Here is a 17000-nt window from a genome sequence, read left to right on the forward strand (position 1 = left end):
TAAACAGTTGCGCAATATAGCGGCTTACACGGCGGTTTGGAAGATCACGCCGTCGGCTTTTTCGGTGTACTGCCCCAGCTGGTCAAAGTTCAGGTAGCGGTAGGTATCCGCCGCCGTCTTGTCGACCTGCGCCATATAGGTCTGGTACTCGTCCGGCGTCGGCAGGCGGCCCAGCAGGGACGCTACCGCGGCCAGTTCGGCAGACGCCAGATAGACGTTGGCGCCGGTGCCCAAACGGTTCGGGAAGTTACGGGTTGAGGTGGAAACCACCGTCGCGCCGTCCGCCACGCGCGCCTGGTTGCCCATGCACAGCGAGCAGCCCGGGATCTCGATACGCGCGCCGCTCTTGCCGAAGACGCTGTAGTAGCCTTCTTCGGTCAGCTGAGCCGCATCCATCTTGGTTGGCGGCGCCACCCACAGACGGGTCGGCAACTGGCCCTTGTGCTGATCCAGCAGCTTGCCCGCCGCGCGGAAGTGGCCGATGTTGGTCATGCAAGAACCGATGAACACTTCATCGATCTTGCTGTTGGCCACGTCGGACAGCAGGCGCGCGTCGTCAGGATCGTTCGGCGCGCACAGGATCGGCTCTTTGATCTCGTTCAGATCGATGTCGATCACCGCCGCGTATTCCGCATCCGCATCGCCTTCCAGCAGTTGCGGATCCGCCAGCCATTTTTCCATGCCCTGAATACGGCGCTCCAGCGTACGGCGATCGCCGTAGCCTTCGGAGATCATCCACTTCAGCAGCACGATGTTGGAGTTCAGGTACTCTTCGATCGGCGCCTTGTCCAGCTTGATGGTACAACCGGCGGCGGAACGTTCGGCGGACGCATCGGTCAGCTCAAACGCCTGCTCGACCTTCAGATCCGGCAGGCCTTCGATCTCCAGAATACGGCCGGAGAAGATGTTTTTCTTGCCCTTCTTCTCGACGGTCAGCAGACCTTGCTGGATCGCGTAGTAAGGGATGGCGTGCACCAAATCGCGCAGGGTGATGCCCGGCTGCATTTTGCCTTTGAAGCGCACCAGCACCGACTCAGGCATATCCAGCGGCATCACGCCGGTCGCGGCGGCAAACGCCACCAGGCCAGAACCGGCCGGGAAGGAGATGCCGATCGGGAAGCGGGTGTGGGAATCGCCGCCGGTGCCGACGGTGTCAGGCAGCAGCATACGGTTCAGCCAGGAGTGGATCACGCCGTCGCCCGGGCGCAGCGAGACGCCGCCGCGGTTCATGATGAAATCAGGCAGCGTGTGGTGCGTGGTCACGTCAACCGGTTTCGGGTACGCAGCGGTGTGGCAGAACGACTGCATGACCAGATCGGCGGAGAAGCCGAGGCAGGCCAGGTCTTTCAGCTCATCGCGGGTCATCGGGCCGGTGGTGTCCTGAGAGCCGACGGAGGTCATCTTCGGTTCGCAGTATTCGCCAGGGCGAATGCCGGCGACGCCGCAGGCGCGGCCGACCATTTTCTGCGCCAGCGAGAAGCCTTTGCTGCTGGCGGCTACCGGTTTGGCGATGCGGAACACGTCGCTGTGCGGCAGACCCAGCGCTTCGCGCGCCTTGGTGGTCAGGCCGCGGCCGATGATCAGCGGGATACGGCCACCGGCGCGCACTTCATCCAGCAGCACGTCGGTTTTCAGCTCGAAGTTGGCAATCAGCGCGCCGGTCTCGTGGTTGCGCACTTCACCTTTGTACGGGTAAACGTCGATCACGTCGCCCATGTTCAGCTCGGACACGTCCACTTCGATCGGCAAGGCGCCGGCATCTTCCATGGTGTTGAAGAAGATAGGCGCAATCTTGCCGCCCAGCACCACGCCGCCACCGCGCTTGTTCGGCACGTGCGGGATGTCGTCGCCCATGAACCACAGCACCGAGTTGGTGGCGGATTTACGGGAGGAACCGGTGCCGACCACGTCGCCGACGTAGGCCAGCGGGAAGCCTTTCTTGTTCAGCAGCTCGATCTGTTTGATCGGGCCGACGCTGCCAGGCTGATCCGGCACGATGCCTTCACGTTCGTTTTTCAGCATCGCCAGCGCGTGCAGCGGGATGTCCGGGCGCGACCAGGCGTCCGGCGCCGGAGAAAGGTCGTCGGTGTTGGTTTCGCCGGTGACTTTGAACACGGTGACGGTGATCTTTTCCGCCAGCTCCGGGCGCGACAGGTACCATTCGGCGTCGGCCCAGGACTGCATGATCTGTTTGGCGTGCGGGTTACCGGCCTTGGCCTTCTCTTCCACGTCGTAGAAGTTGTCGAACATCAGCAGCGTGTGGGACAGCGCTTTGGCGGCGATCGGCGCCAGCTTTTCGTTGTCCAGCGCTTCGATCAGCGGGTGAATGTTATAGCCACCCTGCATGGTGCCTAACAGTTCAATGGCTTTCTCGGGGGTAACCAGGGGGGATGTCGCTTCACCTTTGGCGATGGCCGCCAGGAAACCTGCTTTGACGTAGGCGGCTTCGTCGACGCCCGGTGGAACACGGTTAATCAGCAGGTCTAACAGGAATTCTTCTTCGCCTTTTGGCGGATTCTTCAGTAGTTCGACCAGCGCGGCCATTTGGGTGGCGTCTAGCGGCTTAGGGGCGATGCCCTCAGCAGCACGCTCGGCTACGTGCTTACGGTATTCTTCTAGCACGACGTTCTCCTCGCTCTCATTGTCATTTATTGTGCCTGGCGTATATGCAAACCGGGTTTATACCCTTTGGGTTTCACTCTGTGGCTAGGCGATCGGCCCGTAAAGGCCCCGAAACGGTGATTGGGGCAAACAAGCACGGTCAAACAGCGTTACAGCATGAAAGACTGATGGGTAGAGCGCACGGCGATATTGATGCCATCTATCCTGACGGGGCACTGCTGTCGATGTCCTGGACTGTAAGGTACAGTGCCCGGTTCCGCTCAGCCAGCATATCAGGATTTGAAACGGTTGTTAATTCGTTCACATAAAAGCAACATTAAATCTTTGCTGAATCGTTGAGCGCAGCGTAATCGGCTGCCGGACTAGCAGGACATTATATCCATATAATTAGAGTGGACATAAGCATAAGGATCGGAATTTGGCGCAGCGGCCACAAAAAACCGCGTTCTGCATCTGAGCAAAAAAAACGGCCCCTTCTCAGGAGCCGCTTGATGACCGGTCAAACCAGCAGAATTACTTCTTCTTGGCTTTCGGGTTAGGCAGATCGGTGATGCTGCCTTCGTAGATTTCCGCCGCCAGACCCACGGATTCGTGCAGGGTCGGGTGAGCGTGGATGGTCAGCGCGATGTCTTCCGCGTCGCAGCCCATCTCGATAGCCAGACCGATTTCACCCAGCAGCTCGCCGCCGTTGGTGCCGACAATCGCGCCACCGATGATGCGGTGAGTTTCTTTGTCGAAGATCAGTTTGGTCATGCCGTCTGCACAGTCGGAAGCGATCGCACGGCCGGAAGCCGCCCACGGGAAGGTGGAGGTTTCGTAGCTGATGCCTTTCTCTTTCGCTTCTTTCTCGGTCAGACCCACCCACGCCACTTCCGGCTCGGTGTAAGCGATGGATGGGATCACTTTCGGGTCGAAGTAGTGCTTCATGCCGGCGATAACTTCTGCGGCGACGTGGCCTTCGTGCACGCCTTTGTGCGCCAGCATCGGCTGACCGACGATGTCGCCGATGGCGAAGATGTGCGGCACGTTGGTGCGCAGCTGTTTGTCGACGTTGATGAAGCCACGCTCGTCAACTTCAACACCGGCTTTGCCGGCATCCAGCAGTTTGCCGTTCGGCACGCGGCCGATCGCCACCAGCACCGCGTCGTAACGCTGTGGTTCTGCCGGCGCTTTTTTACCTTCCATCGTGACGTAGATGCCGTCTTCTTTGGCTTCTACCGCGGTCACTTTGGTTTCCAGCATCAGGTTGAACTGCTTGCTGATACGTTTGGTGAAGACTTTCACCACGTCTTTATCTGCCGCCGGGATAACCTGATCGAACATTTCAACGACGTCGATCTGTGAACCCAGCGCATGGTATACGGTGCCCATTTCCAGGCCGATGATGCCGCCGCCCATAACCAGCAGACGCTCTGGGACGGTTTTCAGTTCCAGCGCATCGGTAGAATCCCACACGCGTGGATCTTCATGAGGAATGAATGGCAGTTGGATCGGACGAGAACCTGCGGCGATGATGGCGTTGTCGAAGTTGATGGTGGTTGGGCCGTTTTCGCCTTCCACAACCAGGGTGTTAGCGCCGGTGAACTTGCCCAGGCCGTTGACCACTTTCACTTTACGGCCTTTGGCCATGCCAGCCAGACCGCCGGTCAGCTGAGTGATGACTTTTTCTTTCCAGACGCGCACTTTGTCGATGTCGGTTTTCGGCTCGCCGAAAACGATGCCGTGTTCGGCCAGCGCTTTGGCTTCTTCGATCACTTTGGCAACGTGCAGCAGTGCTTTGGAAGGGATACATCCCACGTTCAGGCAAACCCCGCCCAGAGTGGAATAACGTTCAACCAGAACGGTTTCAAGACCTAAGTCAGCGCAACGAAAGGCTGCAGAGTAACCTGCCGGGCCCGCCCCAAGTACCACGACCTGAGTTTTAATTTCAGTACTCATCATGACCTCTTAATTGATTGTCCGGCGGGTCAGACGTCATTTTTATTGCTAATCGATCTCATAACGCCCTTCATCCACCGGGACGCTTACACCGCGAGCAGTTTACAGAATTGTTAATAATCTGCAAAGCGTGTTCGAGTGACCCGTGTCTCAACAATTTTGTCGAGTTATGCAAAATCCGACAAAACTGCTACAGAATCGTCAGGGGCGCAGCATGCTGCGCCCCTTTTGCATTACATCACCAGACGGCGAATGTCGGACAACATGTTGTTGATGATGGTGATGAAGCGCGCACCATCGGCACCGTCGATAACGCGGTGGTCGAAGGACAGCGACATCGGCATCATCAGGCGCGGCATGAACTCTTTACCGTTCCAGACCGGCTCCATCGCAGACTTGGAGACGCCCAGGATAGCCACTTCCGGCGCATTGACGATCGGCGCGAAGTGAGTCGTCCCGATACCGCCCAGGCTGGAGATGGTGAAGCAGCCGCCCTGCATCTCGCCCGCGGTCAGCTTGCCGTCGCGCGCTTTCTTGGAGATGGTCATCAGCTCGCGAGACAGCTCGGTGATGCTCTTCTTGTTCACGTCCTTGAACACCGGAACCACCAGGCCGTTCGGGGTATCTACCGCCACGCCGATGTTGATGTATTTCTTCAGCGTCAGCTTCTGACCGTCTTCGGACAGCGAGCTGTTGAAGCGCGGCATCTGCTCCAGAGCGGCAGCAACGGCTTTCATGATGAACACGACAGGCGTGAACTTCACGTCCAGCTTGCGCTTGGCCGCTTCTTCGTTCTGCTGCTTGCGGAACGCTTCCAGATCGGTGATATCGGTTTTGTCGAAGTGAGTCACGTGCGGGATCATCACCCAGTTGCGGCTCAGGTTCGCACCAGAGATCTTCTGGATGCGGCCCATTTCGACTTCTTCGATCTCGCCGAACTTGCTGAAGTCCACTTTCGGCCATGGCAGCATGCCCGGCAGACCGCCGCCGGCAGCAGCCGGAGCCGCTTCAGCGCGTTTCACCGCGTCTTTCACGTAAGCCTGAACGTCTTCGCGCAGGATGCGGCCTTTACGACCGGTGCCTTTCACTTTCGCCAGGTTAACGCCGAATTCACGCGCCAGACGACGAATGACCGGGGTCGCGTGCACGTAGGCCGCGTTCTCGGCGAACTCGCCTTTGTCTTCAGCTTTCGCAGCCGGAGCGGCGGCTTTAGCGGCGGCCGGCGCCGGCGCAGCGTCCGCTTTAGCGGCTGGCGCGGCGGCAGCGGCAGGCGCAGCGCCTTCCACTTCGAACACCATGATCAGGGAGCCGGTTTTCACTTTGTCGCCGGTCGCGATCTTGATCTCTTTCACGGTGCCCGCGAACGGCGCTGGCACTTCCATGGAGGCCTTGTCGCCTTCCACGGTGATCAGAGACTGCTCGGCGGCAACCTTGTCGCCTACCTTGACCATCACTTCGGTCACTTCGACTTCGTCACCGCCGATGTCCGGCACGGCGACGTCTTTGGCCGCAGAGGCCGCAGGCGCTGCAGCGGCAGCCGGTGCTTCAGCCGCAGCCGGAGCAGCAGCGGAAGCGGCGCCGGCCACTTCGAACACCATGATCAGGGAACCGGTTTTCACTTTGTCGCCGGTCGCGATCTTGATCTCTTTCACGGTACCCGCGAACGGCGCAGGGACTTCCATGGAAGCCTTGTCGCCTTCCACAGTGATCAGGGACTGCTCGGCTTCCACCTTGTCGCCCACTTTCACCAGGATCTCGGTCACTTCGACTTCGTCGGCGCCGATGTCCGGCACGGCAACGTCTTTGGCCGCAGCGGCAGCCGGGGCAGCTGCTGCTGCTGCCGGTTTTTCTTCCGCTTTCGCCGCCGGAGCAGCTTCCGCTGCGCCTGCCGCTTCGAAGATCATGATCAGTTTGCCGGTTTCGGTTTTATCGCCGACCGCCACTTTGATCTCTTTCACCACGCCCGCCTGCGGGGAGGGCACTTCCATGGAAGCCTTGTCGCCTTCCACGGTGATCAGCGATTGTTCCGCTTCAACTTTATCGCCGACCTTCACCAGAATCTCGGTGATTTCGACTTCATCTGCACCGATGTCCGGTACGTTGATTTCGATAGACATTATTCAGTACCTCTTAGGCCAGACGCGGGTTAACTTTTTCCGGGTTGATGTCGAATTTCTTGATTGCGTCAGCAACCACAGAAGCTTCGATCTCACCGCGTTTAGCCAGTTCACCCAGAGCAGCAACCACCACGTAGGACGCATCGACTTCAAAGTGGTGACGCAGGTTTTCGCGGCTGTCCGAACGACCGAAGCCGTCGGTGCCCAGTACGCGATAATCGCTGGCCGGCACATAAGTACGAACCTGTTCGGCGAACAGTTTCATGTAGTCGGTAGAGGCTACCGCCGGCGCGTCGCTCATCACCTGAGCGATGTAAGGCACGCGTGGCGTTTCGGTTGGGTGCAGCATGTTCCAGCGCTCGCAATCCTGGCCGTCGCGCGCCAGTTCGGTGAACGAGGTCACGCTGTAGGTGTCGGAACCCACGCCGTAGTCCTTCGCCAGGATTTGCGCAGCTTCGCGCACGTGGCGCAGGATGGCGCCGGAGCCCAGCAGCTGCACCTTGCCTTTGCTGCCTTCCAGCGTTTCCAGCTTGTAGATACCCTTGCGGATACCTTCTTCCGCACCCTGCGGCATCGCAGGCATGTGGTAGTTTTCGTTCAGCGTGGTCAGGTAGTAGTACACGTTTTCCGGGTTGTCGCCATACATGCGCACCAGACCGTCGTGCATGATCACCGCCACTTCGTACGCGTAAGCCGGATCGTAAGAGATGCAGTTAGGGATGGTCAGAGACTGAATGTGGCTGTGGCCATCTTCGTGCTGCAGACCTTCGCCGTTCAGGGTAGTACGGCCCGAGGTCCCGCCGATCAGGAAGCCGCGCGCCTGTTGGTCGCCCGCTGCCCAGCACAGGTCGCCGATACGTTGGAAACCGAACATCGAGTAGTAGATGTAGAACGGAATCATCGGCAGATCGTTGGTGCTGTAGGAGGTCGCTGCGGCCAGCCAGGAAGAGGCTGCGCCCAGTTCGTTGATGCCTTCCTGCAGGATTTGGCCTTTCTCGTCTTCTTTGTAGTAAGCAACCTGCTCACGGTCCTGCGGGGTGTACTGCTGGCCGTTCGGGCTGTAGATACCGATCTGACGGAACAGACCTTCCATACCGAAGGTACGCGCTTCGTCGGCGATGATTGGCACCAGGCGATCTTTGATCGACTTGTTCTTCAGCATCACGTTCAGGGCACGCACGAAGGCGATAGTGGTGGAGATCTCTTTGTTCTGCTCTTCCAGCAGCGAGCTGAAATCTTCCAGCGCCGGCATTTCCAGCTTCTGGGTGAACTCCGGCAGACGGGTAGGCACGTAGCCTTTCAGCGCCTGGCGACGTTCGTGCAGGTATTTGTACTCTTCGGAATCTTTCTCGAAGGTGATGTACGGCAGTTTTTCGATGTCAGCATCGGCAACCGGCACGTTGAAACGATCGCGGAAGTGGTGAACCCCTTCCATGTTCATTTTCTTCACCTGGTGAGCGATGTTTTTACCTTCCGCGGTTTCACCCATGCCGTAACCTTTGATGGTGTGGGCCAGGATAACGGTCGGTTTGCCTTTGGTGTCCTGCGCTTTTTTCAGTGCAGCGAAGATTTTCTTCGGATCGTGACCACCACGGTTCAGCGCCCAGATTTCGTCGTCGGTCATGTCTTTGACCAGCGCCGCGGTTTCCGGGTAACGGCCGAAGAAGTGCTCGCGCACGTAAGCGCCGTCTTTGGATTTGAAGGTCTGGTAGTCGCCGTCCAGGGTCTCGTTCATCAGCTGAACCAGTTTACCGCTGGTGTCTTTGCGCAGCAGCTCGTCCCAACGGCCGCCCCAGATCACTTTCAGCACCTGCCAGCCTGCGCCGGAGAAGATGCCTTCCAGTTCGTTGATGATCTTGCCGTTACCGGTGACCGGGCCGTCCAGGCGCTGCAGGTTGCAGTTGATGACGAACACCAGGTTGTCCAGCTTCTCGCGGGTGGCGATGGTGATGGCGCCTTTGGATTCCGGCTCATCCATCTCGCCGTCGCCCAGGAAGGCGTAAACGGTCTGCTCAGAGGTGTCTTTCAGGCCGCGGTGTTCCAGGTATTTCAGGAACTTCGCCTGATAGATGGCGCTGATTGGGCCCAGGCCCATGGATACGGTCGGGAACTGCCAGAATTCCGGCATCAGCTTAGGATGCGGGTAAGAGGACAGGCCGTTGCCGTGCACTTCCTGACGGAAGTTGTTCATCTGTTCTTCGGTCAGGCGGCCTTCAAGGAAGGCGCGCGCGTAAACGCCCGGAGAGATGTGGCCCTGGAAGTAGACCAGGTCGCCGCCGTCTTTCTCGTTGCGTGCGCGGAAGAAGTGGTTAAAGCAGACTTCATAGAAGGTCGCGGAAGACTGGAAGGAAGCCATGTGGCCGCCCAGCTCCAGGTCTTTCTTGGATGCGCGCAGAACGGTCATGATCGCGTTCCAACGGATCGCAGAGCGAATGCGGCGTTCCAGATCCAGGTTGCCTGGGTAAGCCGGTTCGTCTTCTACCGCGATGGTGTTGACGTAGTTGTGCGCTGCAGCACCGGCCGCAACGTTAACGCCGCCTTTGCGGGCTTCTCCCAATACCTGATCAATCAGAAACTGAGCTCGCTCAACACCCTCTTCACGGATGACCGATTCGATCGCCTGCAGCCAGTCGCGGGTTTCGATCGGATCCACGTCATTGTTTAAACGTTCTGACATGGTGGTATTCCTTATCTGTCTAATGGTTTGTTTGGAGCCTGTCTTCCTGTGTTCTGTGCCAAAACACACGAAGACAGGCCCATCAGTTTAGTTGCCGCTTAAGTACTTAACTAAGTACCTCGAACTTAACCCCCGCAGGCTGGTGTACCCTGAAGAGGACAGCTCTTAATCCTTGCGTTGCTGGAGACGCCGCAGCGATCTCTCGCGCCGAGTATGCTCCCGGCTGAGATCCAGCAAGATTTCCTCGATAAACGCCAAGTGGCGATGCGAGGCTTCACGGGCCTTTTCCGGCTCGCGTGCCACAATCGCCTCAAAAATTCCGGCGCGGTGGCTGCTCACTTTTGCCAACATCTCACGGCGCGAGTAGAGCAATTCAAAGTTCTGACGCACGTTCTGTTCCAGCATCGGCCCCATGCAGCGTAGCAGGTGAAGTAACACAACGTTGTGAGCGGCTTCGGTCACGGCGATTTGATACTGCATGACCGCATCGGCTTCGGCGTCGAGATCGCCGCTGTCTTGAGCCTGTTGAATCACGATGTGGCAGTCGCGGATGCGCGCCAGATCTTCATCGGTGCCGCGCAGCGCCGCGTAATAGGCGGCAATGCCTTCCAGCGCGTGACGGGTTTCCAGCAGATCGAACTGTGATTCGGGATGGTCGGCCAGCAGCTCGGCCAGCGGATCGCTGAAGCTCTGCCACAGATTAGTTTGCACGAAGGTGCCGCCGCCCTGACGGCGCAGGAGCAGCCCTTTCGCTTCAAGGCGCTGAATGGCCTCTCTCAGAGAAGGACGGGAGACATCAAATTGTTTCGCCAGCTCGCGCTCCGGAGGCAGTTTTTCGCCTGGGCGCAGTGTCCCCTCGAGGATCAGGTATTCGAGCTGTTGCTCGATAACATCTGACAACTTGGGTTGGCGGATTTTGCTGTAGGCCATGAGTGAATTCTTCTCTGCGAATGGCGCGGAGTCAATTGGTAATACCAATTTCAAAAACGTGACGGTAAAGTAACAAAGTATTCACCTCCTGTCCATACGGGCCTTGATCGAAATCAGGTTACCCGCACATTTTAACACCCCGCTGAAAACCCCGCTGCAAACCGGTAACGCCGTGATGGTATTACCATTTACGCGGCAGGTTGGGGATTTAACTTTTACCAAACCTTACGCAAGGCAGAGTGCAAACTTTTTGCCCGAGTTTTATTGCATGGTTATTACGCTTTAATGAATGGCTATTTGGCGAGCAGCGCAACGGCGGTTCGTTCATTATTTGAACGCAGCCCACCGTTCAGATCTACGTTATTTTTGCGCATTATGTGATTTGTTGCTTATTTCATGCACTGAATCCCTCCTGCCGTCACACAACCCGCATTTTGTTTCCTAAACTGCTGCAATCTTAATCACTCACACGACAAAGCAGGTGCAAACCGACGCGCATAACATTATTCTCTGCCAAACGGTAGCGGCGCCGTGGAATTAATAGCTATAACGCCGTAAATAAAACAAAACACACATCGTAACCACTGCTTTACAGGCAGGTGGGCATTCACAACGACAGAGGGTTAGATTGATGGATGGTCAACAGCATGGTGACCAGCTGAAGCGCGGCCTGAAAAACCGCCATATTCAGCTCATCGCCTTAGGTGGCGCAATCGGCACCGGGTTATTTCTCGGTATCGCTCAAACAATAAAAATGGCCGGCCCGTCAGTGCTTCTCGGCTACGCCATCGGCGGCTTCATCGCGTTTCTGATCATGCGCCAGCTGGGGGAAATGGTGGTGGAAGAGCCGGTCGCCGGCTCCTTCAGCCACTTCGCCTACAAATACTGGGGCAACTTCGCCGGCTTCGCCTCCGGCTGGAACTACTGGGTGCTGTATGTCCTGGTGGCGATGGCGGAGCTGACCGCAGTCGGCATCTACGTGCAGTACTGGTGGCCGGAGATCCCCACCTGGGTTTCCGCCGCGGTGTTCTTCCTGGCGATCAACGCCATCAACCTGGCCAACGTCAAAGTTTACGGCGAGATGGAGTTCTGGTTCGCCATCATCAAAGTGGTGGCGATTATCGGCATGATCGTGTTCGGCGCCTACCTGCTGTTCAGCGGCATGGGCGGCCCGGAAGCCACCGTCACCAACCTGTGGGCGCAGGGCGGGTTCTTCCCGAACGGCGTCATGGGCCTGGTGATGGCGATGGCGGTGATCATGTTCTCCTTCGGCGGCCTCGAGCTGGTCGGCATCACCGCCGCCGAAGCCGACAACCCGCAAAAAAGCATTCCGAAAGCCACCAATCAGGTGATCTACCGCATCCTGATCTTCTATATCGGTTCACTGGCCATTCTGCTGTCGCTGTACCCGTGGGGCAAAGTGGTCGAAGGCGGCAGCCCGTTCGTGCTGATCTTCCACGCGCTGAACAGCAACCTGGTAGCGACCGTGCTGAACATCGTGGTGCTCACCGCCGCGCTGTCGGTCTACAACAGCTGCGTCTACTGCAACAGCCGCATGCTGTACGGCCTGGCGCAGCAGGGCAACGGCCCGAAAAGCCTGCTGAAGGTCGATGGCCGCGGCGTGCCGGTGGTGGCCATCGGCATTTCCGCCCTCGCCACCGCGCTGTGCGTGCTGATTAACTACCTGATCCCGGGCCGCGCCTTCGAACTGCTGATGGCGCTGGTGGTGTCGGCGCTGGTGATCAACTGGGCGATGATCAGCCTGGCGCACCTGAAGTTCCGCGCCGCCAAAAACCGCGAAGGCGTGGTGCCGAAGTTCAAAGCGTTCTGGTACCCGTTCAGCAACTACCTGTGCCTGCTGTTCATGGCCGGCATCCTGGTGATCATGTACCTGACGCCGGGTATTCAAATCTCGGTGCTGCTGATCCCGGTGTGGGTAGCGATCCTGGCCGTCGGTTACGCCATCAAACAGCGCAGCCAGCGCGTCGACGGCGTCACCAGCCGTTGAATCCCGTGACCGCGCAGTAAACAAAACGGCCCGCAGATGCGGGCCATTTTTTTGCCTGAACGCCGCTTACTTGCGCAGCGCTTTCACCTGCTCGGCGGTGATGTCCGCCGGCAAACCGCCCCAGGTCACCCGCAGGTAATTTACCAGTTCCGCCACGTCGGCATCGCTCAAACGCTCGCCGAAGCCCGGCATGCTCTGCATGCTTTCACCGTTCGGGAACTGCTGGGCCGGCAGGCCGTCCAGCACCGACACGATCAGGTTCTTGCCGTCCGCCTGGCGCAGCGTGGCGTTATCGCGCATCGCCGGCGCGACGTGCGGTTTGCCCTCGCCTTCGCGCGCGTGGCAGCCGGCGCACTGATCCAGATAGGCCATGCGCCCAGCATCGCTGCCCTGCCCCATTTTCACCGGCACAGCCGCCGGCGGCTGCTCGCCCATCAGATACAGCGCCAGCGCTTGATGATCTTCCGGCGTCAAATGACGGGTGCTGAGATCCACCACCATATGCATCTCACTGAAGGCCGAACCCTGCGGCGCAAGGCCGGTGCCGAGGAAGCGGCTGACGTCCTGCGGCGTCCAGCCGCGCTGCGCCAGACCGTGCGGCGTAATGTCCGGCGCCATGAAGCGGCCGAGATCGCCGCCCTGCATCGGCTTGCCGAGATCCATCTGCCCCAGCGCGCCGCGCGGCGTGTGACATTCGCCACAGTGGCCCAGCACATCGGCCAGATAGCGGCCGCGCTGCCATTGCGGCGAGCTGCCCTGCGAGCTGGCCGGCAGCGGATCCTGGCTGCGGAACAGCAGGTTCCAGCCGATCAGCGCCATGCGCTGGTTGAACGGGAACGGCATCTCGTTAGCCGGAATGGCCACATCCACCGCCGGGCGCGTCATCAGGTAAGCGTAGATGTCGTCGGCGTCCTGACGCGACATGCCCTTATACGAGGTGTAAGGCATCGCCGGGTACAGGTGCCGCCCGCCCGGCGCCACTCCCTGCGTCAGCGCCAGGAAGAAGTCGTCCTTGCTCCAGCGCCCGATGCCGTGGTCGGCCGACGGCGTCAGGTTGCTGCCGTAAATCGTGCCGAACGGCGTTTCCAACGGATAGCCGCCGGCCAACGGCGCCCCGCCGCTGGCGGTATGGCAGGCGGCACAGTCGGCGGCCTGCGCCAGATAGCGGCCGCGGGCGATCTGTTCGGCGCCGGCGGTCACCTGCTGCACCGGGCCGTCGTAACGGCGGTTTTCCCGCCACCACAGCAGCGCGATCACCACGATCGCCACCAGCACAATCAACACTGCGAGACGTTTTTTCATTGCGCCGTCTCCTTCAGCAGGCCCGGCGTTTTCAGCACCACGTCGCGCACCGCTTCGTAATAGCGCACGTAGCCGGTGCAGCGGCAGATGTGGCTGTCCAGCGCCTGCTCGATGGCGTTCTCCAGCTGATCGCGGGCGATCGGCTCACGCTTGAGCTTTTCCACGAAAATGGTGGCGGCGTTGACGAAGCCCGGCGTGCAGTAGCCGCACTGGAAGCTGTAGTGCTCCAGAAACGCCTGCTGGATCGGCGACAGCTCAACCACCTCCCCCTGTTCGTCCACCCTGGCGTGGCCTTCGACGGTGCGCACTTTCTTGCCGTTGAAGAAATGCGCGCCGGTGATGCAGGTGCGCACCTCTTCGCTGGTGCCGCTCGGGTGATCGACAATCGCCACGCAGGCATGGCAAATGCCCTGCCCGCAGCCGAGGCGCGAACCGGTCAAATCGAGATACTCGTGCAGGAAATCGATCATCATCAAGCCTTCCGGCACCTCGATCGGGCCGTACTGTTTCTCGTTGATGGTCAGGGAAATCGGCTGGGTTTTAATGCTCATTGTAATACCTCACGAATATTTTCTGCACGAACGGGCAAATCACGGAAACGGTGGCCGGTGGCGTCGGCAATGGCGTTGACCAGTGCGGCCACGATCGGGATCATCACCACCTCCGCCATGCCTTTCGGCGGATCGGTTTCCGACAGCGCCGGCAGGATGTCGCCGCTCTGTTTCCACACCGCCACGTCGCTGGCGCGCGGCAGGTGGTAACGGTTGAAGTTCCAGGTGCCGTTGCCCGGGCCGTCTTCGTACAGCGGTAAATATTCGTGCAGCGCATGGCCGATGCCCATCGCCAGCCCGCCCTGCAGCTGGCCGGAAACCAGTTCCGGCACGATCAGGTTGCCGCACTCCATGATCGAATGGTGATTCAACAACTCCACCTGGCCGGTGGCGATATCCACCGCCACTTCCGCCAGCGTGCCGACGGCGCTGTAGTAGGTCACTGCCGCATTGTTGCGCTGGGTCGGCGGGTAGTAGACCTGCCCGCGCGCCAGCGGCTTGAATTCACCGTTGGCATTGCGCAGCGCCATGCCGTCGATCGGCAGGCGCTCGCTTTTGCCGTTCAACGTGAAATCGGCCTCCGCCCACTGCCAGCGGTTGAAGACGTGCACCGCCGCGCCGGTGACGCCGCCCATCTGATAAGCCGTCTTGGCCAGCAGCTCGAGGCTCAGCACCGACATGCCCGCCGCCGTCAGGCCGCCTTCGACCCAACGCGCATCTTCGCGCCGCACCACCAGCGGCGCCGCCTGGCCGCCGCCGATGCCGGCCTGCCACAGCGCCATCGCCGCCGGCCACAGGCCGTGATCGAAGATCAGGCGCGCCGCTTCGCGGGTACTGTGCGAGAAGTAATAGGCCGAGTTGCTGGCGCTCGACGGCGAACAGTAGCTCGGCGTCCAGTTGGGGTTGGTTTGCAGCTTATCCTGCTCTTCCTGCGACATCAGGTAAGGATCGCCGCTGGTGACCATCGGCAATACCGACCAGTCGGTGACCGAGAAGTGGGCTTCGTCGGCCGGTTTGCCCAGCCACTGCGCGCACAATACCGACTGCGAGGTCGACATGCCGGTGCCCATCTCCGCGCCGCTGTGATGCAGCGTGATGCGGCCATCTTCGCTCAGCTCCACCCGGGCGAACGAGGTTTCCGCCCCGGTGCCGAAGTCTTTCTGCACGCAGCCGAAGCCGACGCCATAGCGCTTGCCGGGATGGCGGCTCTCAAACTCGGCCTTGCGTTCGGCGCGCTTGAGCCACATCTCGTGCTTCGCCGCCTTCTCCAGCACTTCATCAGCGCGGATCGCACCGGCCGGGATCGCCCCCTGGGTGTTTTTCATGCCGGATTTCAGCACGTTGCGCAGGCGAAACTCGATCGGGTCGATCTTCAGCTCGGCGGCCAGCTCATCCACCATCATCTCGGTGGCGGCCATGCTCTGCAGCGTGCCGTAACCGCGCGCCGAGCCGGCATCGATGGCGCGTGAGGCCAGCCCGACCGACGACAGATCGCTTTTCGGGAAGTAGTAAATCGACTGGGCGGCGGTCGCGCCGACCATCACCACCGAAGGGGTGAAGTTGCTGCGGCCGCCGCCGTCCGCCGTCATGTCACCGAGGAACGACTGCATGACGCCGGTCTGCTTATTCACCGCGATGCGGTAGTTCATGTCGAACGCGTGGCGCTTCAGCGCCGTCTGGAACTGTTCGAAGCGATCGTTGGCCAGGCGCACCGGGTGGCCGTCGCCGTACATCGCCGCCACCGCGCCGTAATACGGGAAGTTGTAGTGGTCTTTCGAGCCGTAGCCCACGGTGTAGCACGGGTGCAGGATCAGCTGTTTCACCGGCGGATTGCGCTTGGCCAGCATGCGCGGCATCTCGTCGGCCACTTCCTGCGGCGACTGAGTCGGCACCACCAGATGCAGGGTTTGCGTCTGCGCGTCGAACCAGCCATTGGCGTTGTCCGGCTCCAGCGCCGAGGTGTCGATCGACTGCGTGGTGTAGCGGCGCGACATTACCAGCCAGTCGGCCGGCGGATTCGCCAACTCGTCGGCGATCATCCCTGCATAGCGCATGCCTTCCTGATCCAGCTTGCCGCCCTCGCGCCCTTCCGGCCACACCGGCAGATGTTTTTTCATCGATACCGGGAAGATCGGCGTATCCTTCAGGCTGGAGAAGCGATCGTCGTCGAACGGCTGTTCTCCCCCCACCCGCACGTAACGGAAACTGCCCCAGGGATCGCGCTCCAGCGGGCCGGTGACCGCGCCGTATTTGATGGTTTCCTCACGGAATTTCAGCTTGTCCTTGGCGAAGCGGAAACGGGCGAAGTCGTGATAGATCAGGATCGCCACTGCCTGGCCGAGATAGGCAGGGGTTTTGCCGTTCGGCAGCAGCATGTCGTCACCGTAGAACGCCGGAAAGGCCAGGCCATCGCGCGCCAGATCTTCCGCCGTCACCAGGCGATCGGGCTGCAGATCGTCCCCCAGCAGCGACAGATCGACCCCCTCGAACAGCCGGTCGGCTTTGGTCACGCGCAGAATGAAGGCGTGCGCCTGTTTCTGCGGCCAGTGCGGCATGTCCACCGCACGGATATCGCGTGCGAACACCTTCTGCCCCATGACCTTGGCGCGGCCGTCGATACGGAAACGCACGCGCTTGGCCTGCGGATCCCAGTTGGGTGACTGGAGGATTTTTTGCTCGAACAGCGCGGCGTAGGCGCGGCTGTACAGGGGGGCGAGGTACACGGAGACCCCCGCAATCACGGCGCTTTTGATGAAGCGGCGCCGCGACGGGTTGAAATTGCTCATAAATAAGTCCTTCACGTCTTTCTTGTAATTGGTTTTTGTTCGCGGTGTTGTTGCGCAAACGCTGACGAC

At 59.9% G+C, this 17000-nt stretch carries 9 protein-coding genes; 1 reads left to right on the forward strand and 8 read right to left on the reverse strand.

Annotated elements, in window-relative coordinates:
- Positions 1-24: 24 nt before the first annotated feature.
- The 5 genes from acnB to pdhR form a co-directional block, all read right to left on the reverse strand.
- A complete protein-coding gene (gene acnB, locus GT753_RS16065; protein ID WP_004937504.1) occupies positions 25-2622 on the reverse strand; it encodes a bifunctional aconitate hydratase 2/2-methylisocitrate dehydratase in 2598 nt (865 codons plus the stop codon).
- A gap of 513 nt (positions 2623-3135) precedes the next feature.
- On the reverse strand, positions 3136-4560 hold the full coding sequence (gene lpdA, locus GT753_RS16070; RefSeq protein ID WP_004937500.1) for a dihydrolipoyl dehydrogenase: 1425 nt from the start codon (positions 4558-4560) through the stop codon (positions 3136-3138).
- 233 nt (positions 4561-4793) lie between these two features.
- Positions 4794-6677, reverse strand: coding sequence for a pyruvate dehydrogenase complex dihydrolipoyllysine-residue acetyltransferase (gene aceF / locus GT753_RS16075; RefSeq protein WP_004937497.1), 1884 nt, complete (start codon positions 6675-6677; stop codon positions 4794-4796).
- Positions 6678-6690: 13 nt separating this feature from the next.
- Positions 6691-9354: a pyruvate dehydrogenase (acetyl-transferring), homodimeric type gene (aceE, locus tag GT753_RS16080; RefSeq protein WP_004937495.1), complete on the reverse strand. Its 2664-nt coding sequence runs from the start codon at positions 9352-9354 to the stop codon at positions 6691-6693.
- 165 nt (positions 9355-9519) lie between these two features.
- The gene (pdhR, locus tag GT753_RS16085) at positions 9520-10284 is read right to left on the reverse strand and encodes a pyruvate dehydrogenase complex transcriptional repressor PdhR (protein ID WP_004937490.1); all 765 of its coding nucleotides are present in this window, start codon (positions 10282-10284) and stop codon (positions 9520-9522) included.
- A gap of 631 nt (positions 10285-10915) precedes the next feature.
- Between pdhR and GT753_RS16090 the strand changes: the two genes are divergently transcribed.
- The gene (locus GT753_RS16090; protein ID WP_004937488.1) at positions 10916-12292 is read left to right on the forward strand and encodes an amino acid permease; all 1377 of its coding nucleotides are present in this window, start codon (positions 10916-10918) and stop codon (positions 12290-12292) included.
- 66 nt (positions 12293-12358) lie between these two features.
- Here GT753_RS16090 and GT753_RS16095 read toward each other — a convergent pair whose 3' ends face one another.
- From GT753_RS16095 to GT753_RS16105, 3 genes are read right to left on the reverse strand one after another with little or no spacing between them, the layout of a single operon-like run.
- A complete protein-coding gene (locus GT753_RS16095) occupies positions 12359-13594 on the reverse strand; it encodes a cytochrome c (protein ID WP_021504749.1) in 1236 nt (411 codons plus the stop codon).
- On the reverse strand, positions 13591-14145 hold the full coding sequence (locus GT753_RS16100) for a (2Fe-2S)-binding protein (RefSeq protein ID WP_015379038.1): 555 nt from the start codon (positions 14143-14145) through the stop codon (positions 13591-13593). Before GT753_RS16100 ends, GT753_RS16095 begins: the two co-directional genes overlap by 4 nt.
- Positions 14142-16931, reverse strand: a complete 2790-nt coding sequence (locus GT753_RS16105) for a xanthine dehydrogenase family protein molybdopterin-binding subunit (protein ID WP_160125766.1) — start codon at positions 16929-16931, stop codon at positions 14142-14144. The genes GT753_RS16100 and GT753_RS16105 overlap by 4 nt, the downstream gene beginning before the upstream one ends.
- Between the last annotated feature and the right edge of the window lie 69 nt (positions 16932-17000).

The sequence above is a fragment of the Serratia sp. Z4 genome, assembly GCF_009900725.1.
Lineage (GTDB): Bacteria > Pseudomonadota > Gammaproteobacteria > Enterobacterales > Enterobacteriaceae > Serratia > Serratia nematodiphila.

Coding starts and splice junctions, on each gene's coding strand:
- lpdA (WP_004937500.1), bottom strand. CDS start 4,560: ATGAGTACTGAAATTAAAACTCAGGTCGTGGTACTTGGGGCGGGCCCG.
- aceF (WP_004937497.1), bottom strand. CDS start 6,677: ATGTCTATCGAAATCAACGTACCGGACATCGGTGCAGATGAAGTCGAA.
- aceE (WP_004937495.1), bottom strand. CDS start 9,354: ATGTCAGAACGTTTAAACAATGACGTGGATCCGATCGAAACCCGCGAC.
- pdhR (WP_004937490.1), bottom strand. CDS start 10,284: ATGGCCTACAGCAAAATCCGCCAACCCAAGTTGTCAGATGTTATCGAG.
- GT753_RS16090 (WP_004937488.1), top strand. CDS start 10,916: ATGGATGGTCAACAGCATGGTGACCAGCTGAAGCGCGGCCTGAAAAAC.
- GT753_RS16095 (WP_021504749.1), bottom strand. CDS start 13,594: ATGAAAAAACGTCTCGCAGTGTTGATTGTGCTGGTGGCGATCGTGGTG.
- GT753_RS16100 (WP_015379038.1), bottom strand. CDS start 14,145: ATGAGCATTAAAACCCAGCCGATTTCCCTGACCATCAACGAGAAACAG.
- GT753_RS16105 (WP_160125766.1), bottom strand. CDS start 16,931: ATGAGCAATTTCAACCCGTCGCGGCGCCGCTTCATCAAAAGCGCCGTG.